Consider the following 22239-nt stretch of genomic DNA (forward strand, 5'->3'; position numbering starts at 1 on the left):
TTCCTGTCAATAAGATCAGTCGTTGGCGGTGATTCGTTGTTTTCTTTGTTGCATTAGGCGTTGTCGGCCAGAGAGCCGCTGTTCGGTTGCCTGAGATGCGCCCGCTGCATCGTTCTCTATGTTGCCGGCCAGCCATTCGGCGAGGCTGCGCAAAGTGGTGTACTGAAAGAGCGTGACGATGGGGATCGTGCGGTTCAACGCGTTCTCCAGCGTTCTGTGTGTCCTTATCAAGCTGGCGGAGTTGCCGCCGAGATCAAAAAAGTTATCCGTAGCGTTCAGGGCCTCGCAGTTAAGTTCGTGCTTCCAGATATCGGCGATCGTCGTCTCAAAGTGCCCTGTCGGGGGGGCGTGCCGATCGCCGCCGCCGTTCAGCGTTATTGGCTCCGGAAGCCGCTGCTTATCCAGTTTGCCGTTGGCGGTTAAAGGAAATGCTGACAGACAGGTGAATACGGCGGGGATCATGTATTCGGGTAATTTGGTGCGCAGATTGGCGCGCAGCCGTGCAATGGCCTCCTGATTGTGTTCCTCGCTGACGATATAGGCGCACAGCCAGAGGCGATGACGTTCACCTTTAACCACGACGCAAGCGCCGTTTATTCCGGGTTGCGTGAGTAGCGCAGCTTCGATTTCGCCCGTTTCAATGCGGTATCCATTGATTTTTATCTGCGTATCTTGCCGTCCCAGGAATTCGATGGTGCCATCCGGAAAGAATCGTGCTCTATCGCCGGTTCGATACATTCTGGCGGTTGGCGTCAGGCCATATGGATCGGGCAGATAACTGCGCGCCGTTTTCTCTTGATCGCCGAAGTAACCTTCGGCCAATACCTCGCCGCCGATAAACAGATCGCCCTCGACCGCGATGGGAACGGGCTGCAGTTGCTTATCCAGTATGTAGTAGCGAGCATTTTGAATCGGTTTGCCGTAAGGGATGCTGCTTTGCTCCGGCGCTACCCGCTCGATGATAAAGAAGTTGGACCAAATGACGGCTTCAGTGGCGCCGCCCAAGCCAACCAACTGCAGGTTGGGGAACGTCTTACGCAGCTTGTCCGGCAGCGATACGGGGATCCAGTCGCCGGACAAGAAGGCCAGGCGTAATGATGGAATCGGGTACGGCGGGAAATAGGGTTCGCATTGATCGAGCGCGATGGGCGCTGAGTTCCAGAAGGTGATGCCCTCTGCACAGACGATGTTGGCCAGTGTACTCGGATCCTTGGTTTCGTCTCGGCCGGCGAGGCGAATCGTTCCGCCTGCCGCAAGCATTCCCAGCAGATCGTAGACGGACAGGTCGAAGGCCAGTGACGTGACGAACAGCGACTTGTCGCTGGCGTTCACGGTGAAGGTCTTGTTTACCCACTCGATCAGATTGATTACCGGTTTATGCCTGACGGCGACCGCCTTGGGATCGCCGGTCGTTCCTGATGTAAAGATGATGTAAGCCAGTGCGTCCGATGTGATGCGGCTCTCCACGGGAGTCGAAGGCCAGGAGAGGTCCTCGCTTATCGCGACGTGCACGTGCGCCAACGAGGTGGGCGCTTGTGCGATCAAGGCGGCGGCGGTATCGGCAAACAGCGCGTCAGTTGCGATACCGGTGATGCCGGCGATACGGATCATCGCTTGAAAACGAGCTGGAGGGCTGGCGGGATCGAAGGGCACATAAACACAGCCCGCTTTCAGAATAGCCAACATGGCGATGACCATCGCCGGGCTGCGATCGCACAGGATAGCGATGCGTGCGCCGGCGTCGAATCCCTGGGCCAGCAAATAATGGGCCAAACGATTGGCACGCGTATCCAATTCAGCGTAACTCATCGCGTTCTGCGCATTGCATAGCGCGATGTGGTGAGGTGCCTGACTGGCTTGTGCTTCGAACAGCTGATGCACCAGCCGATCGCCGGCATAATCGCATTGCGTGGCGTTCCAGCCGTCGAGCATGTTGTGGCGCTCATCGTCAGAGAGCAAAGGCAGGGTAGTGACGACGGCCTCATCGTTTGCGAGCGCTGCACTCATCAGCGTGAACCAATGGCCGATCAGGCGCTGAACCGCGGCATCGGTAAAGCGTTCCGTGTCGTATTCGAGATTCAGCTCAAGGCCGCCGTTGCTGAGACGGAAAAAGAAGCCCAGGCTGAAACGGCTGGTCAACAAGTCGATGGGCAGGTGGCTGGAGCCGGTATCCCTCATCGTCCACAGCGGCTGTTCTTGCTGCAGCGATAGCATGACGTTGAGCGCCGGCGTGCCATTGGCGGTGCGTAGCCCTTTGACGTTATCGAGCACCGTTTCATAAGGAACCTGGCCGAACTGCATGGCTTCCTGGGTACGTTGCCTGGCCTGACGCAATAATTCACCGACGCGCGGCTGGTGCCGCATATCGCCGCGCAAAATAACCGTATTGACGAAATTACCGATGGTTGCGGCAAAATCGTGGTTGTTTCGCGTTTGCAGTGGTGCGGTCAGCAGGACATCGTCGGTATCCGCCAGGCGTCCCAAATAAGCCCAAGTCAGCGCCAGCAACCCGTGGAACACAGAGACTTCGTGTCGGCGGCAAAGTTGAGAAAGCGCGATGAATTTATCTTCTGGAATGGGGACGCTTAACTGGCGACCTTGCCCCCGTTCCTGGCGCGGCAGCGGCCGATCGCAGGGAAGTTGCGGGGCGGCCGGTGGCTCGGCCAGCTGTCGTTGCCAATAAGCCAGAGCCTCGGTTTGCCGGCTTTCACATTGCGTCAGCCAGTGGCAATAGTCCTGGTAACTGAGGGGGGCAGGAGATGCATCCGAAGCCGTATTCTCATAGGCCGCGGAGAGTTCGGACAGCAAGATGTCCATGGAGCCGTCAACGGCGATGTGGTGCGTCAGCAGCACCACCAGATGCAGGTCTTGCTTGATCTTGAGGGCCAGCACCTTGAACGGGATTTCTTCGGTCAGATCGAACGCCGTGCGAGCGAAGGCGTTCGCGCGGTTCCAGGCCTGTTCCCAGGCTGCTTTTTCATCCCATTCACACAGGTTTTCATGATGAACCACTGGCGGGTAGGTTTGGGCGACGCATTGCTGCAGACCCTGCGCGCCTTCGGCATAGCGCGTACGCAAGATGGTATGTTGCATCACGACTTGTTCCGCTGCGTTGGAAAGACGGCTTATATCCAGTGGCCCCACGATTTGAAAAGCGGCGGGAATGTTGTAACGAGGCGAGCCCGGCAACAGTTTTTCCAGCATCCACATTCTCGATTGCGAGGGCGAACAGGGGGCTTCGAGAGTGGTTTGTCGCGTATGGCCGACGCACGGCGGCGCATCGGCGTTTTTCGTCCATTGTTCAATAAGTCGTGCCTGACGCGAGAGCGTATCGGCAGCCAGGAGCCGTTCTAGCGCAAGGTCAGCAGAAAACTGCTTTTTGATCTCATGAGCCAGTCGGGCGAGCAGTAAAGAATGCCCGCCGAGACCGAAGAACGTATCGGTGCGATAGACGTCAGCACAGTCCAGCAGCTGGCGCCAAAGTCCAGCCAACGATAGCTCTGTGGCGCCTTCAGGCGCTTGGCCCGCACGATTTTCATGTTGCGTTCGGCAGTGTCTTAAGGCACCTCTGTCAATTTTTCCGTTAGGCAAACGGGGAAGTTCATCGAAGGCCATCCACTCCGCCGGCAGCATGTAGACCGGCAGTTGGGTTGCCGCCCAGGCGATAATGGCATGACGATCCGCCGGAGAGTGCAGCTCCAGCGCGCAGCGTAAAGATTTGCCCTTGTTCGCTGATTCGACCACCACCACCGCCACTTCTCGCACACCGGGATGCCGACGGAGCACGGCGTCAATCTCACCGATTTCGATACGATGGCCGCGGATCTTGACCTGGTCGTCGCGACGCCCGAGGTAGAGCAGGCGTCCATCTTCAAGCTGCTTGCCATAATCGCCGGTGCGGTACATGCGCGCCCCTTTGGGGCCGGCGGGGTCGGGCAGGAAGGCGTCGTTGAGTTCTGGACGATGGTAGTAACCGCGAGCGACGCCCGGACCGGCCACGTAGATTTCCCCCGTTTCTCCCGGCGCTACGGCGTTGCCTTCTGCGTCAAGCAGATAACAGCGTCGGCCCGTCAGTGGTGTGCCGATGGTGGGATGCGGGTCTGAGGCCAAGACTTCACCGCCGGTGGAGTAGGTCGTATCTTCCGAGGGACCATAGAGATTAAAGATTTTTGCCGTCGGGCATTGCCGCCTGAGCGTATGCACCAGGTGCATCGGCAGCGGTTCCCCGGCTAAGTTGATAATCGGCAAATGGGATGGCAACTCGCCGATTTTAACCATCTCGTTGATGACCGAAGGTACGGTATTGAACAGCGTAATATCGTCACGCTTGTGCCACTGTAATAACGCCAGGGGATCTGCCAGCATATGCACGCATCCGCCCTGAGTAAGCGGAGCAAAGATTTCAAAGACGGAGAGATCGAAGGTGATCGACGTGCCACAAGCGACCTGCGACAGCTGTTCGTCAGTATAGGTTTGGTGGGCCCAATCGATAAGCGACAGGGCGTTGCCGTGTTCGATCATCACCCCTTTGGGAACGCCGGTGGAACCGGAAGTAAAGATAAAGTAAGCCAGTTGAGTGGCGCAGGTGTTGCGCTGCAGTATGGCTTCGTTGGGGCGTCCGTTTTCGTCGATGAAAACGGGCGTAATGGTGTCGGGCAGCCTGCTCGCTAGCGCCGTTGTTGTAATGACGTATTTGGCCTGGGCGATCTCCAGCAACAGTTCGGTGCGCGCCTGGGGATGCTTGGGGTCGAGCGGCAGATAAGCGCAATCCGCCGCCATGATGCCCAATAAGCTGGCGGGGATATGGCGATCGCGCGGAAGATAGACGCCGACGGCCGTCTCTTTCGCCAGATTAAGCGCGGACAATTGCTGTGCGATGCTCAACGCGGCATGCCGTAAGCATTGATAGTCCATGATGCCGCTTTCGTCGATCACGGCCGGGCGTAGTGGCGTTGCCATCGCCTGATTAAAGACGGCTGCGTGCAGCGTATGGGATTGCGTCTGGTTTTCCGGTCCAATACCTTTCATGCTTTGCATTGTTAACCCTTATTTATTTGCGGCGATTAACCGAAAAGTCCCAAGAGGGCAATTCGTCTGAACAGGCTGATGTTTCATCGACTTTGGGTTGTTGTGCATCGAGATAGCCTTTTATTTCCGGCAAGGTGAGCGTCATGTCCTCAGAAACCTTCTCGATTAACTGCGTAAAGGCGACGGCAACATTTGCGATTACGTCGGGTGTAAACAAGGCGGTGCGGTAATCCAGCCCGCCTTCCATTGCGCCCTGTCTGGTAACCAGCGACAGTTTTATGTCGTGCACGTCCAGCAGAAATTCCGCATCGAGCAAGGTGGCCTTAATGCCTGATAACGTCCATGGCGGGGTCGCTACGTCATGCAAGACGAACCACGAGCGGTAAATCGGCGCCGACTGCGACATTTTTCGCTTCGGTCGCAGCGCGTTGACGATTTGATCGAACGGCAGATCCTGATGCCGGTAGGCATCCAGACAGGTTTGTTTGACGCGCAGGCACAGATCTGCAAAGGCGTCATGGCGTTGGAAGCGAGTGCGGATGGCGAGGCTGTTCACCATAAATCCGATGACGCCGGCGAGTTCGGGACGAGAACGATGGCCTGCTGCCGTTCCCACGACGATGTCGTCTTGTTGACACCACCAATGCAGCAGCAACTGCCAGGCGGTCATATACCCCATGAAAGGCGTGATACCCAGTTTGGCGCAGAGTGCATCGAAGCGTGCAGTGAGCGGCGCGCTTAAATGGAAAGGATGACGCGCGCCGGTAGCGGTCAGACGGTCGGTATCGACAGGCGTCGTCGGCAAAGCCAGCACCGGCAGGTTATCGCCGAGCTGATTTACCCAGTAATCCAATTGAGTGTTAAAGGTCCGGGATGCGCGTTGCGTTTGCTCCCATTGCGCGACGTCAAGGAAATTAAGCCTGTCTGACGATTCGGCTGGCGTCCTCCCTGCGACGAGAGCGTTATATATCTCGCTGATCTCACCCGCCATAATGGCAGTGGACCAGCCATCCCATACGATGTGATGCACGGCGATGATCAGGAGGTGACACTGCGCGGAGAATGCGATGAGGCTGGCTCTGAACATATCGCCGCAACGGGTATCGAACGGGCGCGTCGCCGCGGCAGCAAGTGCGCGCTGCATGTAGCCCTCTCTCTCGTGAGAGGGGATGTCGAACGCCTCTTCCAACTGCAACTGAAATGAGGTCTCCAGCGACGGGGACATATAAGCGTCGGCCCGATCGTCGAGAATGCGGCATGTCAGCACCGAATGTCTGGCGACAAAGATCCGCAGAGCCTGGGACAAGGCATCCACATTGAGCAAGCCGTTCAGTTCGAAAGGTTCCACCAGGTTGTAGGTGCAGTTTCCCGGATGAAGCTGATCATGGAACCACAGCCGCTGTTGGGCGGAAGAAAGCGGCCAGCGGGACATGGCCGGTACCTTGACGATAGGGGGCAGTTCGTCCTCGGTGCGCTCAGCATCCAGCGCATTCCTGACCGCCTCTGCAATGCCCCGTATGTTGGGCGTTTCAAAGGCGGCGCGAAGCGGGAATGCCGGGGTAAATTCTCGGCGAATTTGGGTCACCAAATCGGTGAGACGGCGTGAGTCAATCCCGGATTTAAACAGATCCTGGGTAACGCTCAGCGCCTCGCCACCCAAAATCTTCTGGCCAAGCCGGCAGAGACGATGCTCGATATCGTCCGCCGGAGCGATAAATTCACCGCTATGGCGTGACAGTTGCGGCGTCGGCAGCTGTGAAATATCGACTTTGCCATTGGCTGACAGCGGCAACGTCGGTAGGATCATAATGACGCTTGGCACCATGTAGTCCGGCAGCTGTTCGGCAAAATGGCGATGGAGCTGCATTTCATCGAGCGTGGCGTCTTGCCTCGGGCAAAGATAGGCGAGCAGCAGTGCTGAGCCGTCCTGGCGGTGAAGGCGAACCACACAGCGATCGACTCCCGGGTGTTTACCGGCGGCGCGCTCTATTTCACCGGTTTCAATACGGAATCCATTGATCTTCAGTTGATTGTCTCTGCGCCCCAAAAACTCGATGGTGCCGTCAGGCAACCAGCGTCCCAGATCGCCGGTTTTGTATAATCGCTCGCCGCTTTGCGGGTGGGTGATAAAGCGCGCTGCGGTTTCTGCGGGATTGTTCAGGTAGCCGGCGGCCAGCCCTTTGCCGGCGATATAAAGTTCGCCCGCAACGCCTTCGGGCCGGTGGCGAAGATGGGTGTCCAAAACATAGAAGCGTTGGTTTGCCAAAGCCTTGCCATAAGGAATGCTGGTCATCGTCGGATCGATATCCTGGATGAGGTGGAAAATGGACCAGATGGCGGCTTCGGTGGCGCCGCCAAGACTGACGCTCAGGGCGTTTGGCATTGCGCGGTGGATTTTCTCCGGTAAAGCAACGTTGATCCAATCGCCGCTCATCATGACCAGCCTGATGCTCGTCAGCGTTGCGTTTTGATTGGCGGACAGATGATTGACCAAGAGTTCAACCAAGGCCGGCACCGAGTTCCAGACGGTGACCCGGTATTTCTGCACGCAGGTTTCCCAGTGCGCAGGATCTTTGGCAAGCTCATCTTTCGGCATCACGATGGCCGCGCCGCGCGCCAGTGGCCCGAAAATGTCGTAAACCGACAGATCGAAAGAGAGTGAGGAAAGCGCCAACACACGGTCGTTCTCGCCGATAGCGAAACGCGAATTGATATCGGTAACGGTGTTAGCGGCGGCGGCATGGGTGACAATGACCCCTTTGGGCTTACCGGTCGTGCCTGAAGTAAAGATAATGTAAGCCGGCGACGCCGCCTCGATCTCGGCATCGCGCCATTCGTCCGTGAATGCGTTCATCGCTTCAGTGATGGGCAGATGCGCGATGGTTGCCGGCCACTCAACGCGCCCGTCGCTGGCGGGCGTCGTCAGTGCGACTCGAATTTCGGCCTCGCTCAAAAGTGCCTGCATGCGCCCCTTCGGTAGCGTCGGGTCGAGTGGAACATAGACGCAACCGGCGCGCAAAATACCCAACACAGCGGCGACTTGTTGCCAGCCTTTTTCTGCGACTACGGCTACGCGTGCACCGGGCTGGAGCGCCTGCTTGGTCAGCGACAGCGCCACATTGGCGGAGATATTCGCCAAATCCGCATAGGTGAGGACGGTTTCCCCCAGGATAGCGGGAGCCGACGGCTTCTTGTTTGCATACGCCAAGAACCCCTGATGCAAGCAACTTTCGTCAAAGGCGACGGCCGTACGATTGGCTTCGGCGATGGCGCCGCTGTTGACGCGTTGAGCCAGAGCGTCGCGCCAATGATTTTCATGCCAGATGGCTTCTTCTTTGGGCAAACGCATAAGCAATGCGCGATAGTCCATAAACATCGCATCAAGCATGTCAGGATCGAAAAGGCCGTCGACCGCATCCCAGTTGATGAGGAGATTGCCTTTTTCTTCGTAAACCTGGCAGTCGAGCCATACGTGTGGCGTTTGCGATATCCCTTCCACCAATTTACCGAGCCGGCTCACAATCGGTTTATCATCGGCGGACGGGAAGATCAGGCTGGTAAAGACATAGGGCATGGTTGGCCGTTCGGCGCTTTTTTCCGCAATGTCTCGCAGCATTTTTACGCCGCTGTACTGCAAGGCAGAAAGATCGTCCCAAAGGCGTTTTTGCGTTTTTTTAGCGCGTTGAGTAAAGGTCTCCTCCTGCCGCAGGTCGGCTTCGAACAGCAGAACCGAGGTGAAATCCCCCATCACCTGATCGATTTGTGGATGCACCTCCAGACGATTGAAAGCCGGCAGGTTCAGGCAAAAATGGGGTGTTTCGCTCCAGTTCGCCAATATCTCCGTATAGGCGGTGAGCAATATGGTGGACGGCGTGAGGCCCTGGTGTGCGGCGGCGTCTTTCAGCTTGCGCCAGACGGCGTGGGGTATCGTCGTTTCCCGGCGAATGAAGCGGCGATGCTCCAGGCTTTGCGGAGCGATTCGCTGCGGCAGGGACGGGGCAGAAGGGAAGGCGTCGGCGCGTTTAAGCCAATAGTCGCGAGCGCGCTGATAGGCGGCGCTGTGTTCCAGGCGCTGTTCGGCCAGCACGTAATCTCTGAACGTGATGGCCACCGGTTCAGGCTGGTAATCGGCGTGGTAATAACGTTCCTCCAGCTCGCGCCAGAATAACGTAATGCTCCAGGCGTCCATAATCAGCAGATCGAAGCTGACGTGCAGCCGTACGGTGCCATCGGGCAATCGCGAGGCGGAAATATCAAACAGCGGCCATTGATCACAGGGCATCAGCTGATGAGATTTCCGCTCCCTGAGCGCCGTTAACTGCGCCACGGCGTCCTTAGGTTTCAACTGACTAAAATCGTTAGTGTCAATGATATATCGGGGGACGTGGGGGAGAACGCGCTGCATGCCGTCGTGCGTCATGACGGCTCTCAGCATATCGTGTTGAGCGATCAAGGCATTGAGTGCCTGTTCTAGACGCGCAAGATCCAGATCGGCGCATTCAAACTCTTCATAGGCATGCGCTGCAACATTGCCCGAGTTATTGCCCGCGTTACGTCCAACCCAATATGCGTGCTGAATATCGGTAAGCGGGAACGGCAAGAATGCCTCGTCCGGACGGATTTCCAAGGCGCTTGCATAAATGCTGGCCAGATCTTCTTCGGGTTGTGCCGCTGCGTCGCGTTGCCCTGCACGGTTCTCCAAAGCGGCGAGCAAGCTTTCCACCGTCGGAAACTCGAGGATGTCACCAGGGCCAAAATGCAACCCCAGCGTACGCGCGCGGTTAGCAATCTGGATGCTGAGAATGGAGTCGCCACCGAGATCGAAGAAATTTTCTTTCGGCTCAATTTGCGCGACTCCCAGCGCTTCGCTCCACAGCAACGTCAGTTTTTCCGCCAGCGTGTTCGCCGGCTTCGCCTGTTCAGGCGCATTTTTGTTGTCGACGGCGCTGATGGCCGGCACCACGTCAGCGGTTTGCGGTTCAGGATCGACCCAGTGACGGGCGCGATCAAAGCGGTAAGTCGGCAGCGGAATTTTGTTGCCCCGCGATGAGTGGGGTATTGCCTGGCCGTAACACCAGCGCTGCTCCTGGATGCGCAGAAGTGACGCCGGGCCACTCAATCCCGTGTGCTCGGGCGAGAGCAACGGGATGGCGTTGACATCTTTGCGGCCGGCGCCAATAGCGCGTGCAGCCTGGCTCAATGAGGTGCCTGGCCCGCACTCGAACAACAGGAAGGCGTGTTGATCGATAAGCGTTGCCAACCCATCGGCAAAACGCACGGTACCACGTAGATGACGCACCCAATAATCCGGGGCCGTCGCCTCTTCATCAGTGATCCATGTTCCGCTGAGATTGGAGATAAAGCGCTGACGCGGCGGTGTCAGGGTGACCTGAGCCAGCACCTCACCAAAAGCCTGCAAGCAAGGTTCCATCATGGCCGAATGGAAAGCATGGGAGGTTTCAAGGGCTCGGCAGCTGATGCCATCGCGCTCCAATGACCGGCGAAACGCGTCCATATCATGGGCGGGGCCGGAGATGACGGTCAATGCCGGCCGATTGACGGCCGCGATGGAGAGGGCGGAGGGTAGCCGAGAGTGCAGGCTTGCCTCATCAGACATGACGGCCAACATCTCGCCGTGATCCATGCTTTGCATCAAGCGACCGCGTGCCGAAACGACCTTGACGGCATCTTCAAGCGTAAAAACACCGGCGAGGCAGGCTGCGACATATTCGCCGATGCTGTGTCCTATCATGCCTTCGGGGGTCAGGCCGGAAGCCAGCCAATGTTTCGCCAGCGCATATTCGACGGCGAAAATCGCCGGTTGCGAAAGCCAGGTTTGCGCCAGCAATTCGCCAGTGTCCTGCGCCTTGTTGAACAACAGCGAGCGTAAGTCGTGGTCGATAAACGGTTGGAACAGCTGCGCCAGCCGATCGAACTCTTGGGTGAAGATGCCGCCGGTGTGATACAGGTTGGCTCCCATACCCTGATATTGTGTTCCCTGGCCAGGAAACATAAACGCTGTTTTCATCGGCGCGTCGCAGGCTTCTCCGAAGCACGTGGTTTTAGCTCGCTCGGTTTCCAGCTGCGCGATGGCCTCTTCCACACTGTCGGCTGTTATGGCGGCGCGCACGGGAAACGCTTTCCGACCTGTCGCCAACGAATGGGCGACATCGGCGAGAGATACCTCGGTATGGTTGCGCAAATAATGGGCTAGTTGCTGCATTGTCGCGCGCAAGGCGACCTGGCTTTTGGCCGAGAAGCGTAATGCGCAGGTGGCGGGTTCTGCGGCAGGGGAGACGGCGGAAACCGGGGGTTGCTCCATGACGACATGGACATTAGAGCCGCCGATGCCGAAGGCGCTGACTCCCGCTCTGCGTGGCGAGCCTTCTTCCCAGGGCGTTCCTTTACTCGTCACGGTAAATGGGGTACCGGCGAAATGGATGGCGGGGTTTGGCGTCCGGTAATGCAGCGTAGCGGGAATATAACCGTGATAAAGGCTTAGCGCGGTCTTGATAAATCCGGCAATACCGGCACCGGCGTCAAGATGGCCTATGTTGGATTTGACCGAACCTATCTTACAGCTTGCGGCTGGACAATCGTCGCCAAAAGCGGCCGCCAGCGCGGCGATTTCTATCGGATCGCCCAAGCTGGTGGCCGTGCCATGAGTTTCAACGTATCCGATAGTGTCGGGCGTCACGTTGGCAACGGCGTGCGCCATTTGGATAACGCGGGTTTGGCCTTCGACGCTGGGTGCGGCATATCCCACTTTTTGTGCGCCGTCATTGTTGGTCGCAGAGCCGCGGACGATGGCATAAATATGATCCCGATCGTTGATCGCATCATCCAGACGTTTTAACACCACGATCCCGCCGCCATTCCCGCGCACTGTGCCGCTGGCATGTTCACTGAACGGTTTGCAATGCCCGTCCTGTGAAAGAATGCTGCCCGGTTCATACCGATAGCCTTCTTCAGCCGGGTATTCCAGCGAGATACCACCGGCCAGGGCGATATCACACTCTCCTGCCAGCAGGGACTGGCTTGCAGTGTGTACGGCCAACAACGAACTGGAACAGGCCGATTGAACGACGATGCTTGGGCCTTTCAAATCCAGTTTGTAGGAGATGCGGTTGGCTGCGTAATCCTTGTCATTGCCAATCAGCAATTGCATTTTGCTGGTGGTGGCGCAAAGCTGCCTATTGTTCGCGAGATTATGCAACCAATACCCACTGGGACCGCTGCTGACATAGACGCCGACGTTTTGTTGGTGGCATGTGGCGGCATAGCCGGCGTTTTCCAACGCTTCCCACGCGCACTCAAGTAGCAGGCGTTGCTGCGGGTCGGTGATCGCCGCTTCTTTTGGCGACATAGCGAAAAATTTTGCGTCGAATTGATCGACATCGGTTAGCAGGTAGCCTGCAGGGACGTGCCAGGAACCGTCCGTGGAGGCTTGCGGCGCAAAATCAGCATGCCAGGTAACGGAATCGATCTCCTGACAGAGATTATTCCAGTAAGCGTCAATGTCTCCTGCTCCGGGAAAACGCCCGGCCATTCCTATGACGGCCAGTTCGATGCCGGTAAATTCATTATCGAGAGTTTTTTCTAATTCAGACATGAGTATGATTCCCCTGGGATGTCGGCGGCATGTGCAGCGATAATGTGGCGAGCACTTTTTTCACGTCTTGCAGCCAAATATCTTTTTGTTCGTCAAATAAGAAATGGCCTGCATTAAATTCGCGCCATTCGACGGTATTGGCGGTAACGTCTATCCAGCCGCGAGTCGCCTGGCGATCGATCACCTGGTCTTGCAAGCCGTGGCAAACGTGTATTGGGCATGTCAACGGGGCTTTACCTGTTGGTGCATAGCCGTCACTCGCCTCCAAATCTGCGCGGATGGTTGACAGAAAAAGCTCATAGAATTCCGGTGTCGCGGCATCCTGTGCGTTGATGCCACCTAGTTTGACCAGGCAATCGATCAGCTTTTCCGCCGACATCTGATGCCAGTTTTGTCGTGTTTTGTGATAGTGGGGAGACCTCTGGCTGGCGATCAATAGCGCGTGAACGCAGGCACCATGCTGTTCCAGCCGCGTTGCCATCTCATAGGCCAGCAGGCCGCCGTAGCTGATGCCTGCCAACACCAGCGGCGTATCGAGATAGGGTTTTATACGAGCGAATACGTCATCGGCCACTTGTTCCAGCGTGGAAAAGGCAGGTTCAATAAAACGTTCTTCTCTGCCGGGAATAACAGGAATAAGAATATTGGCATATTCCTGTAATTCGGCATGCCAGGTACGATATCGGCTGGTGCCACCACCGGCATGAGCAAAGCAAATTAAATTTATGGCCGACGGGCGTGATGCAGACAGCTCACGGATAAAATGATTACCCATGCTAGGTCCTTAATTATTTATGTAAAAAGGGTATGTAGCTGGCGGGCTTTATTCCCGCCGTGATGCTATTTTCCGATTTTTATTCAGATTTTTTTAGCGTGACAATTGCGGAAATTAACGAGAGCAACGCCAATAAGGCCAGGCTAAAAGTAATAACCAGGGGGGTTCCGCTATTGAACTCGGCAATAAACTGCGTGGCAACGCTCGCGAGAAGCATGCTGATGAACATGCTCAATCCTGCCGCGGTGCCCGCCAGAGGCTTGATCGCACCAATGGCGCCGGCCTGCGCTGCCGGGCTGGTGATACCGTAGAAAATACTGAATACCATCGTTGGGATGACCAGTGCGGGAATCGACCAGATGTTTATCAGGCTTAGCGTCAGAGCGAGCAAGCTGAAAATAAAGCCGATGATGCTGCCCAACAGCAAACGGCGCCGTAGCGACAGACTTTGCGGTAAACGGCTGGCCGACAAGTTACCGATAATGGCGCTGCCAGACACCATCAATAGCAACAAACTGGCGCCAGAGGCGGAAAGTTGGAAGGTCTGCGTCAGCACGATGGGGGCGGCGGCCATAAAGGCCATAAAGGCCGACTGAGCGAAACCAAATTGAAAGGCGTTGCCGAGAAAGGTGGCGTTTTTCGCCAACTGCCCATAGTCATGGAACAGATTGCTTTTGCCTGCTTCTACGCCAGTTTGCGCTTTGCGGGTTTCGGGGAGACTGAACAAGATGATAACAAACACGATGGCTGCAATAGCGCCGATCAGAATGAAATTTGAACGCCAACCAAAGTTATCCGTTAATAAACCACCCAATGGCACGCCCAGTAGCGGCGATATCATCATAGAAGCGACCAGTTTCGACATGACATTTGCCGCCTTTTCGCTGTGATAGGTATCCATGACGATAATTCGCGCCGCAATAACGCCGGCCGCCCCGCCCGCCGGTTGAATAATACGGCCCACAATTACGGCTTCAATGGACTGCGCCGATAAACAAATGAAACTACCAATAATCAGGATCGCCATGCCTAACAGTAATATGGTTCTGCGTCCCAGTCGATCAGCCAATCTTCCATATACCAGACAAGCAAGGGCAAAACTGATCATCGATAGAGAGACTGTCAGGTTGGCGGTCGCAGGTGTTGTTTCAAAGTATTTAACCAGGCTAGGCACTGAAGGCAGGAAAATTTGGAATGAGGTTGGTCCCAAACCTGACAATAGAATGAGAATGAATTGCAATAGGGCGTGATTGACGTGCGTTTGCTCGCTGGCGTTATCAGAGGACATTTGTCTTCCGTTCATTGCTTCTTCCTGTATTGAGTGTAAGAGACAGCTAAATACCCTCGACATACCGCAATGGGCATTCACCGCAAAAAAACAAATTATTCGCATCCATTTAATTGCCTTGCTAACCATTTGTGCCTGTGGTTGGCAAGGTGATTGGGTTTTTTGTTGTTTTTAAAAGACTTTTATCATCACGATGCTGCTGGTAGGGATTGTGATGTTATGTAAAGTTAAGTCCTTTTTTGTTAATCAAAGGTAAACATATGCAAATATTATTTATCTATAAGCTATATCCAAGTCAATCAGTAAGGTTAATTTATTTTAATGATTTCCCTGCTCCTGTAAGCCGAGTGTCGCTGCAGGCCTTGATAAGGCTGCAATCAGGCAGTCGTTGAGTATTCCTTGATTTTTTAATAATGAGTGGGAGGTCACAGAATAAAAATGATAAAAAACAGAACTATTTTTATAGCTTATGAAAATAGAAAAAATTGATATTTTGGTTTTTTGTATTGTTAATTTCGCAGGATGTTGGTTTTAAAAACTGCCTTGTTGTTGCTATTTGGCGATTTTAATCGACAAAGATAATGGGGTTTCTCTCCCGAGCCCTTCCTGTCGTCCATGTTTCAGAGCACGAAAGAAAAATGACGCTCTGATAGGACGGAACCTGGATCGCGAATGGGGTGATTAATACTTAATGTTATTATTGTATTTGTTAATTATTTGTGCTGATGTTTAATGCTGTTTTTTGTGCAAGGATGAATGATTGAACAACGAATTCAGTAAATGTTTGCATGGGATGACGAGGGCGTAGTGACATCTTCATATTCAAACGGGTTTAAGGGGGGACGTCGCTCTCGGCTATATGGCCGTGGATGAGTTTATCGGTTGTTTCATCTCCCCATTCGGCGTTACATCTGGCCGAGCAAACTTACGCGGGGATGACAGTTCTATACATTGGGATTGGTACTGTAGCTCTACCCGATGATGTTGTGTGTTATCCATTCCCTGTAGTGTATTACCCCATCCCTGTTAAGTTTATCCCGCCTTGTGCGGGATTTTTTTTATCTGCGCATACCCGGCGGCGCGTAGCGCGATTTTTTTGAATAACACCGTCAGTTTTATTCAGTATTCAGCCGTTGCGCGCTTGATTAGATTGAACGCGAGATGGGCGTCGTTGGCGCCTCTGTGCAATGAGTGGAGAATTTCTATGGCGAAGACAGTAGTGGTGTTTCATTCCGGCTACGGCCATACCGAGCGTTTGGCGAAAGTGGTGGCGGAAGGCGCAGGGGCCGAACTGATCGCCATCGATCAGGAAGGCGATATCAGCGATGAAGCGTGGCAGAAGCTGGATGAGGCGGACGCCATCATCTTTGGCTCACCGACCTATATGGGCGGCCCGTCCTGGCAGTTCAAGAAATTCGCCGACGCCAGCTCCAAAGCCTGGTTCGGCCGCAAGTGGCAGGACAAAGTGTTCGGCGGCTTTACCAACAGCGCCAGCCTGAACGGCGACAAGCAGGTTACGCTGATTGCGCTGCAAACGCTGGCTTCGCAACATGGCGGCCTGTGGGTCAGTCTGGGGCTGCTGCCGGCCAACACCAAATCGGCGCAGCGTACCGATGTCAACAACCTGGGCGGTTCGGTGGGGCTGTTGGTACAGACGCCGTCGGATGCCGGCGTGGACGAGATGCTGTCGGGCGATCTGGCGACCGCCAAGCTCTATGGCCAGCGCGTGGCGGGCTTTGCCGCCAAACTGGCGTAAGGCCTTGCCGCGTGCAGCGTTCATTTTCTCTGCACATTTGGTATGTAAGCTGCGAAATGTTATTAGCCTGCTTGGGCTAACGCTGCATTTCGTACAAATATTCCCGGTTCCTAGGCCGGGTTTTTTGTTGCTAAGGTCTGCTTAAGCTTTCGCCGCTACACTGCATGGCAGCACAGGCATGCAATGAATGGCTGTGTCGTAACTGTCGATTTGCTGTTGTTCAAGCAAGCCCGCTTTAGGCGGGCTTTTTTTGGGTTGTTATTGCACGGGCGGCCCAGTTGCAGGAAAATAATCACGTAGTTATTCAAATATCATTCAACGAGTAATAACCACAATCTTATTAATGTAATTAACGTCGTCGGCGGCCTATTACGCTTTGCGCTATGCTGTCAGCAGAGCTGAGCATTATTTTCCGACGGTATGCGGGGGAGTCCACCGCCGCCACATTAGGTTAAGAAAAGTCTGTTAATTAATTGTTAATGCTTTTTATTATTGATTTGTCTGGCTTTTTTGGTTGAAATCCGGGTTGATTATCCCTCACTGGCCGGGCGAGAGAGTATGCACATTATTATTCTGGTTATTAGCAAAATATGGGCGAGGCGATGAACGCCAGAATAAACGCCAGGCATGGCCTGCCGCTTACGGTTCAGCTTATCAATCTTTTCATGCTGGCCTTTTTACTTTCCCTGGTGGGCATTCTTAGCCGGCCGATTGGCTCGCTTTCTTTATTTTGGCCGGTGAATGCGATTCTGCTCGGCCTGCTGCTGCGCAAACCCGCTTACGCCACGCCGCTCGGCTGGCTCACGACCTACCTGGGCATGGTTGCCGCCGATCTCAGCACTGGCGAGGGCTGGTCTTTGGCGCTGTGGCTTAACGCCTGCAACATGTCGCTGATCGTCGTCGGTTACGGCATCATGCTGATGCTGCCGCAATCTCAACGGCGCATGGGTAAACCCCAGGCGATACTCTATATGTTCAGCGCCAGCCTGGCCGGTGCGGCGGTGGCGTCGACGCTGTCCGTGCTGCGCAACGATAGCCTGTACAACAACACGGTGGTGGTCGCCTGGCTGGCCTGGTTCAGCGAACAGTTTTCGACGACCCTGCTGCTGCTGCCGGTGCTGATGGCGGCGCCGCGGTTGAAACAGCTGTTGCGCATGCAGGTGCGTTGGCGCTTGAAAGGCTGCCTGCCGCTGCTGGCGCTGCTGCTGTCGCTGGCGTTCAGCGTCTATATCGGCGGGCCGGGCGCGATCGCCTTCCCGATCCCGGCGCTGCTGTGGTGCGCGGTGCGCTACCAGCTGTTCCCCGTGACGTTGCTGACGCTGTTGACCGGTATGTCCGAGATCAGCAGCATCTCCGCCAACCTGGTGCTGTATGAAACGCCGAACAACCATAATGCCTTCCTCGACACGCTGATGTCCGCCCGATTGGGTATCGCCATGCTGGTGATGGGGCCGCTGATCCTCGCCAGTTCCATCGCGGCCAACCGTAAGCTTATGCGGCGTCTGGAGCACAGCGCCAACCACGATTTCCTGACCGGCGTGCTGGCGCGCAGCGCGATGACGCGCAAAGCGGGCGAGCTGTTGGAGCACAAGCACCGTTCCAAAGAAGCGGTGTCGTTACTGCTGATCGATATCGATCATTTCAAGCAGATCAACGATACGCACGGCCACAGCGCCGGCGATCAGGTGCTGGCGTCGTTCGCGCACATCGTGCGGCGCGAACTGCGGCACGATCAGCTATTCGGCCGCTTGGGCGGGGAAGAGTTCGCCATCATGCTGCCGCGCGCGTTGGCGGCGCAGGGCGTGGCGCTGGGGGAGCATCTGCGCCGGCTGGTGGAGCAGACGGAGCTGCAGGCGGAAGGCAAGCAGACGTTGAAAATCACCATCAGCGTCGGCGTCGCCAGTTTGGCGATGAACGAGGTGAAATCGCTGGAGCAGTTGATGAACATGGCGGATATCGCGCTGTATCGTGCCAAATCGCAGGGGCGTAATCGGGTGGAGTCGTTCAACGTGGTGAACGGCAACAGCGTCGAGCATATCCTGTTCCGCTAACCGTTTTCAGCCTTGCCTGGGCTCGAAGCGGGTTTCGCAATTAGGGCAAATCAATATCACGTCTTGCAGCATTGCCGCGCATTTTTGCCGGGTAACATAGCCGCATTTAGGGCAGACGATTTGGGTGGAGCGGTTGATAAAACCTTTGACGCTGCTGGAATCGGACATATCAATAGCCTGTGTCAGGTGAAAACTCACGCTAACACAGGCGACGACACATTTCGTTGGTTATTTTCTGTACGCAGAGGCTTACAGGCTTTTCAGCGCCTTGATGGTCTCATCCATGTCGATCTCGTGCTCGGAGAAGGTATGGGTGGTGTTCTGGAAGGTGGTGATGGTCAGCATGCGCAGCGTTTGCATGGCCTGCGCCTGGTCTTCGGACTGCGGGCGAATGCGGTTCATCAGCAGGCCGACTGACAGCACGGTGTTCTCTTTATCCACGTCGGCTTTGACCGGCACTTCCTTGGTGAAGGTATTGAAAGACTTGATGCTGGTGATCTTGATTCTTTCATTGGCGATGATGATGTATTTGCTGGGCGCCAACACTTTGACCGCATAAGCCGACGGGCCTTTGGTGTTGTTGGTCGGTTCGAAGGTCACCGCCGCGTTTTTCTTAATCAGCTCCGGGTTTTGCACTTTAATCACGTGAAAATAACGATTTTCTCCGTTCTCGTCGGTAATAAAGCCGAAGCCTTTGTCTTCAAAAAAAGTCGTTATCTTGCCGTTCATCGCTATTCTCACAAAAAGGTTCAATACAGCGCTTATGATAGCGCGGAATGCCTTGCAGCGACAGATTGCGCGGGCGGCATTTAGTCATGCGATAACGGCATTTAGCGGCTTCCCGGCGACATGCTATGTTCATGCTGACTTTATTCAATGCGCAAAAAGGAATAGCGATGGGCATCAAACGTCTCAATCACGCCGTGCTGTACGTCAGTGACGTGCGGCAGAGCGCCGACTTTTATCATCAGGTATTGGGCTTCAAGCTGAAGCCGTCCGACAGCCCCGATCGGGCGGTATTTACCCAGGCCGCCGACTCGGACAACGATCACGATTTGGCGTTGTTCAGCAAGAACCTGGGCCAGCAGCGCGCCGGGGTGTTTCGCGCCAACGGCGAGCCGTCGGCGGAGCATGAGCCGCCGGCCGGGCTGTACCATCTGGCCTGGGAAGTGGACAGCCTGGAAGAGCTGGAGCGCATTCGCCATCAGCTGGTCGAACGCGGCATTCTCGGGTTGGAAGAGGATCACGGCGTGCACAAAAGCATTTATGGTCACGATCCGGACGGGCTGCTGTTCGAGGTGACCTGGTTTATTCCCCCGGCGTTGCTGACCGAAGAGGACAAAAACCAGCAGGGGATCCGCCCGCTGGATTTCGCCGCCGAAAAGCGGCGTTTCGCCGGCCTCTAACCTGCTCCTGCGCGGGGCGCATCGGCGCCCCGCGACGCTCACAGCACTTTGTTGAGGAAGTTGACGGTGCGCGGGTGCTGCGGCTGAGCCAGCACCTGTCTGGCATCGCCCTGCTCGACGATCTGCCCGTCGACCATAAACACCACCCGATCCGCCGCTTCGCGCGCAAAGCCGATTTCATGCGTCACCACTACCAGCGTGACGCCCAGATCCGCCAACCCTTTAATCACGTCCAGCACTTCGCCGACCAGCTCGGGATCGAGCGCGGAGGTCGGCTCATCGAACAGGATCACCTTTGGGTTCAGCGCCAGCGCGCGCGCGATGGCGATGCGCTGCTGTTGGCCGCCGGAGAGGTGGCGCGGGTAGGCGTCCGCCTTGTGGCGCAGCCCGACCGTATCCAGCAGCTCATAGGCTACCGCTTTCGCCCGTTCGCGGGAGTGGATCTTGTGCACCACCGGCGCTTCGATGATGTTTTCCAGCACCGTCAGATGCGGGAACAGGTTGAAGTTTTGGAACACGTAGCCGACGTTGATGCGCTGCCGGAGGATGGCCTTTTCCTTCAGCTCGTACAGCCGGTTGCCCTTGCGGCGGTAGCCGACGTAGTCGCCGTCAATGCGGATAAAGCCCTCGTCGACGCGCTCCAGATGGTTGATCGCCCGCAGCAGCGTCGATTTTCCGGAGCCGGAAGGCCCGAGGATCACGGTTACGGTGCCCGGCTGCAGCGTCAGGCTGACGTCGTCCAACGCCTTGTGTTTGCCGAAGAACTTGCTGACGTTGCTGATTTCGATCAGGCCGCGCGCCGGCACCGGGGTGAGATTGCGTGCCGGCTGTTCGGGCAAGGCGTAATAATCAATGGCTTCAGACATGCGGGTCTCCTAACGTTTTAGCCAGCCGGCCAGTTTCTGCCAGGGCGTCGGCGGCAGTTCGCGCACCGCGCCCCGGGCGAAATAGCGTTCGATGTAGTATTGGATCACCGACAGGGCGGTGGTGATGAACAGATACCAGACGGTGGCCACCATCAGCAGCGGTATCACCTGCTGGGTGCGGTTATAGATCACCTGGATGGTGTAAAACAGCTCCGGCAGCGCCAGCACATAAACGATTGAGGTGCCTTTCGCCAGACTGATGATCTCGTTGAATCCGGTCGGAATAATGGATCGCAGCGCCTGCGGCAGAATGATGCGGAAGGTGCGGCGATAGCCCGGCAGGCCCAGCGCCGCCGCAGCTTCGTGCTGGCCGTAATCCACGCCCAGGATGCCGCCGCGGATGATCTCGGCGGTATAGGCGGACTGCACCAGCGTCAGGCCCAGCACCGCCACGGCGAACTGGCCGAGGATATCGATGGTCGGGTAGCTGGCGAACACCACCGAGGTAAAGGGAATGCCCAGCGAGATGGCGTCGTACAGATAGGAAAAGTTATACAGGATGATCAGCACCAGGATCAGCGGCAGCGAGCGAAACAGCCAGATATATCCCCAGGCCAGCGACGCCAGCAGGTAAGAGCGCGACAGCCGCGCCAGCGCCAGCAGGGTGCCGAACAGGATGCTGAACAGCGTACCGAGCAGCGTCAGCAGCAGGGTCTGTCCCAGCCCTGCCAGCACCGCCGGGGCGAAGAACCACTCGGCGAACACGCCCCATTCCCAGCGCGCGTTGCCCGCCACCGATTGCACGATGGCGGCCAGAATAAACAGCGAAAACAGCGCGCCGATCAGCCGCAGCGGATAGCGGGCGGGCACTACTTTCAAGACTTCTTGTTTGGACATGTCATGTCTCCTGATACAGATAAAGGGGCCTTAGGCGATTTTCCTTTCCGACGCGCAACAACAGGCGTCTTCTGCAATCAGGCTTTTGCGGAACGGCAGGCGGCCATCGTAGGGCGGGCGGCTGTAAACCTCGCTGTCGACGGTGGGATCGAACTGCGGCTGATAACCGTTGCTCAGGTACAGGCCCACCGCTTCGGGCTGGCGAAAGCCGGTGGTCAGATAGAGCCGGCGATAACCCTGCGCCAGCGCCAGCGTTTCCAACTGCTGCAACACCCGTTGCGCCAGGCCCTGTCGGCGCAGATCGCCCCGCGTCCAGATACGCTTCAGCTCGGCGGTTTGCCCGTCATAGCGCTTGAAGGCGCCCATGGCGATCGGCGTATCGGCGCGCAGCAGCACGATGAAGGCGCCCTGCGGCGGCGCGTACAGGTCCAGCGGTTCCGGTTCCTGGTCACCAAAATAGTCGCCGTAGCGCTGACGATATTCGCCGAACAGCCCCTCGATCACCGGGGCGATCAGCGGATCGGTCGGCAGCGTTTGAATGAAAGTGTCTTGCGTCATCG

Annotated in this window: 12 protein-coding genes; 3 read left to right on the top strand and 9 right to left on the bottom strand. The window is 56.3% G+C overall.

Going from position 1 to position 22239, the window contains the following annotated elements; translation table 11 throughout:
* Positions 1–15: 15 nt before the first annotated feature.
* From ACMGG9_RS04360 to ACMGG9_RS04375, 4 genes are all read right to left on the bottom strand, one after another.
* Complete coding sequence (locus ACMGG9_RS04360; protein WP_414161937.1) at positions 16–5037, bottom strand: amino acid adenylation domain-containing protein; 5022 nt, start codon at positions 5035–5037, stop codon at positions 16–18.
* Positions 5038–5050: 13 nt separating this feature from the next.
* Positions 5051–12640, bottom strand: coding sequence for an amino acid adenylation domain-containing protein (locus ACMGG9_RS04365; RefSeq protein WP_414161938.1), 7590 nt, complete (start codon positions 12638–12640; stop codon positions 5051–5053).
* The gene (locus ACMGG9_RS04370) at positions 12633–13415 is read right to left on the bottom strand and encodes a thioesterase II family protein (protein ID WP_071997795.1); all 783 of its coding nucleotides are present in this window, start codon (positions 13413–13415) and stop codon (positions 12633–12635) included. The genes ACMGG9_RS04365 and ACMGG9_RS04370 overlap by 8 nt, the downstream gene beginning before the upstream one ends.
* Positions 13416–13494: 79 nt before the next feature.
* Positions 13495–14718, bottom strand: coding sequence for an MFS transporter (locus ACMGG9_RS04375; protein WP_414161939.1), 1224 nt, complete (start codon positions 14716–14718; stop codon positions 13495–13497).
* 1189 nt (positions 14719–15907) lie between these two features.
* Between ACMGG9_RS04375 and ACMGG9_RS04380 the strand changes: the two genes are divergently transcribed.
* Positions 15908–16459, top strand: a complete 552-nt coding sequence (locus ACMGG9_RS04380) for a flavodoxin family protein (protein ID WP_033642149.1) — start codon at positions 15908–15910, stop codon at positions 16457–16459.
* 602 nt (positions 16460–17061) lie between these two features.
* Positions 17062–18510 (top strand): GGDEF domain-containing protein, encoded by a 1449-nt coding sequence (locus ACMGG9_RS04385; protein ID WP_033644213.1) that lies wholly within the window; start codon positions 17062–17064, stop codon positions 18508–18510.
* 6 nt (positions 18511–18516) lie between these two features.
* Here the strand turns inward: ACMGG9_RS04385 and ACMGG9_RS04390 are convergent, their stop codons facing one another.
* Both ACMGG9_RS04390 and ACMGG9_RS04395 read right to left on the bottom strand, forming a co-directional pair.
* Complete coding sequence (locus ACMGG9_RS04390; protein WP_015376921.1) at positions 18517–18678, bottom strand: YnfU family zinc-binding protein; 162 nt, start codon at positions 18676–18678, stop codon at positions 18517–18519.
* An 81-nt stretch (positions 18679–18759) separates the two neighbouring features.
* A complete protein-coding gene (locus ACMGG9_RS04395; RefSeq protein ID WP_004940042.1) occupies positions 18760–19239 on the bottom strand; it encodes a cold-shock protein in 480 nt (159 codons plus the stop codon).
* A gap of 167 nt (positions 19240–19406) precedes the next feature.
* Between ACMGG9_RS04395 and ACMGG9_RS04400 the strand changes: the two genes are divergently transcribed.
* A complete protein-coding gene (locus tag ACMGG9_RS04400) occupies positions 19407–19916 on the top strand; it encodes a VOC family protein (RefSeq protein WP_089196711.1) in 510 nt (169 codons plus the stop codon).
* Positions 19917–19954: 38 nt separating this feature from the next.
* Here ACMGG9_RS04400 and ACMGG9_RS04405 read toward each other — a convergent pair whose 3' ends face one another.
* The 3 genes from ACMGG9_RS04405 to ACMGG9_RS04415 are packed head-to-tail and all read right to left on the bottom strand — an operon-like array spanning position 19955 to position 22237.
* Entirely contained in the window at positions 19955–20782 is an 828-nt protein-coding gene (locus tag ACMGG9_RS04405) for an amino acid ABC transporter ATP-binding protein (protein WP_015376924.1), read from the bottom strand.
* A gap of 9 nt (positions 20783–20791) precedes the next feature.
* Positions 20792–21679, bottom strand: coding sequence for an amino acid ABC transporter permease (locus tag ACMGG9_RS04410; protein WP_004940038.1), 888 nt, complete (start codon positions 21677–21679; stop codon positions 20792–20794).
* 30 nt (positions 21680–21709) lie between these two features.
* Positions 21710–22237, bottom strand: a complete 528-nt coding sequence (locus ACMGG9_RS04415) for a GNAT family N-acetyltransferase (RefSeq protein ID WP_033651141.1) — start codon at positions 22235–22237, stop codon at positions 21710–21712.
* Between the last annotated feature and the right edge of the window lie 2 nt (positions 22238–22239).

Source organism: Serratia sp. BNK-10 (assembly GCF_047456065.1).
Classification (GTDB): Bacteria; Pseudomonadota; Gammaproteobacteria; order Enterobacterales; family Enterobacteriaceae; genus Serratia; species Serratia ureilytica.

Excerpts from the sequence above, each read along its gene's own strand:
- ACMGG9_RS04360 (WP_414161937.1), bottom strand. The coding sequence starts at position 5,037 with ATGCAAAGCATGAAAGGTATTGGACCGGAAAACCAGACGCAATCCCAT.
- ACMGG9_RS04365 (WP_414161938.1), bottom strand. The coding sequence starts at position 12,640 with ATGTCTGAATTAGAAAAAACTCTCGATAATGAATTTACCGGCATCGAA.
- ACMGG9_RS04370 (WP_071997795.1), bottom strand. The coding sequence starts at position 13,415 with ATGGGTAATCATTTTATCCGTGAGCTGTCTGCATCACGCCCGTCGGCC.
- ACMGG9_RS04375 (WP_414161939.1), bottom strand. The coding sequence starts at position 14,718 with ATGAACGGAAGACAAATGTCCTCTGATAACGCCAGCGAGCAAACGCAC.
- ACMGG9_RS04380 (WP_033642149.1), top strand. The coding sequence starts at position 15,908 with ATGGCGAAGACAGTAGTGGTGTTTCATTCCGGCTACGGCCATACCGAG.
- ACMGG9_RS04385 (WP_033644213.1), top strand. The coding sequence starts at position 17,062 with ATGAACGCCAGAATAAACGCCAGGCATGGCCTGCCGCTTACGGTTCAG.
- ACMGG9_RS04390 (WP_015376921.1), bottom strand. The coding sequence starts at position 18,678 with ATGTCCGATTCCAGCAGCGTCAAAGGTTTTATCAACCGCTCCACCCAA.
- ACMGG9_RS04395 (WP_004940042.1), bottom strand. The coding sequence starts at position 19,239 with ATGAACGGCAAGATAACGACTTTTTTTGAAGACAAAGGCTTCGGCTTT.
- ACMGG9_RS04400 (WP_089196711.1), top strand. The coding sequence starts at position 19,407 with ATGGGCATCAAACGTCTCAATCACGCCGTGCTGTACGTCAGTGACGTG.
- ACMGG9_RS04405 (WP_015376924.1), bottom strand. The coding sequence starts at position 20,782 with ATGTCTGAAGCCATTGATTATTACGCCTTGCCCGAACAGCCGGCACGC.
- ACMGG9_RS04410 (WP_004940038.1), bottom strand. The coding sequence starts at position 21,679 with ATGTCCAAACAAGAAGTCTTGAAAGTAGTGCCCGCCCGCTATCCGCTG.
- ACMGG9_RS04415 (WP_033651141.1), bottom strand. The coding sequence starts at position 22,237 with ATGACGCAAGACACTTTCATTCAAACGCTGCCGACCGATCCGCTGATC.